The organism is Candidatus Aquicultor secundus, from assembly GCF_002791875.1.
GTDB lineage: Bacteria > Actinomycetota > Aquicultoria > Aquicultorales > Aquicultoraceae > Aquicultor_A > Aquicultor_A secundus.
In genome coordinates, this window is sequence record NZ_PFNG01000110.1 from 1,055 (window position 1) to 2,201 (window position 1,147).

Consider the following 1,147-nt stretch of genomic DNA (forward strand, 5'->3'; position numbering starts at 1 on the left):
TGAAGGAGAGGGATAAATATTATGGCAGTTGGCCAGTTGCCGCAAGTTGAGGTTGTTGACCGGATTCGAAGGCAACTCGACGAATTCGTGGGCGAAAAAATGCGTCTCAAGGCTAACATGGGACGGTGCAAGATTATTGAAAGAGAGGGTGTACTCGAAGAAACACACCCTAATTTATTTGTCGTAAAGGTTGAGGAAAAACGGAATCGTTGCCGCAGAGTCTCATACAGCTATGCGGATGTCTTAACCAAGACAGTTGAACTTTCAAATCCCGATAACGGCGAAAACCTGCTTCCCTGGTTGATGTAATCAGGGAAGCTTGAAAGCGGCAAATCTGTGCGCTTAGTTTCCGGTGCCAACACCTACCATACGATGCTGTCAATAAAGGCTCACGCAAAAATAAACCTTTATCTCGATGTAATCTCGCGGTACCCCAATGGCTACCACCAGATTGAAAGTGTCATGCAGAGTATCTCTCTTCATGATCTGATTGAGATATCCCCGGCCCAAGAACTCATTGTTTCCTGTACTGAAGAAACCTTAAGCGGCGAGGAAAACCTCGCGTTTCGTGCGGCTTTAGAGCTTCGCAAGCAGGCGGTCGTAAAAGCCGGCGCCTCACTCAATATCATCAAGCATATCCCTGTTGCGGCCGGATTGGCCGGCGGGAGTGCGGATGCCGCCGCCGCGCTTACCGGTCTTAACATCCTATGGGGTCTTAACCTGCCCCGGGAGGAACTGCAGGGGATAGGGGCCGGTCTTGGGGCTGATATTCCGTTTTGTTTGGCAGGGGGCACACTGCTTGCCCAGGGAAAGGGCGATATCCTGACAAAACTCAACCCGATGCCCGATACGGCGATTGTTGTTATAACGCCGCCGCTACATGTATCCACAGCAGAGATTTACCACGCCATTGATGAAGAGCGGCCGGCGCCGCTTAACGCCAAGGATACCATTGTAGAGGCGCTATCCGGTCGTGATCTAGGGCAAATTGCGGTATCGCTCGATAATCTTCTTGAAACTGTCGCACTAAAGCGTTATCCTGCTATTTCAAGGGCAAAACAACTTGGGGTTACCGCGGGAGGAATCGGGGCCTTAATGTCGGGGAGCGGACCCACGGTTTTTATCTTGTGCGAGGACCTTCGTTCGG

At 51.2% G+C, this 1,147-nt stretch carries 2 protein-coding genes; both read left to right on the plus strand.

Annotation, left to right across the window (positions count from 1 at the left end; genetic code table 11):
- Positions 1–21 precede the first annotated feature (21 nt).
- Positions 22–309, plus strand: coding sequence for a Veg family protein (locus COY37_RS04635; RefSeq protein WP_286678683.1), 288 nt, complete (start codon positions 22–24; stop codon positions 307–309).
- Positions 310–336: 27 nt separating this feature from the next.
- A partial coding sequence (ispE, locus tag COY37_RS04640; protein WP_286976403.1) for a 4-(cytidine 5'-diphospho)-2-C-methyl-D-erythritol kinase occupies positions 337–1,147 on the plus strand: 811 nt, incomplete at its 3' end.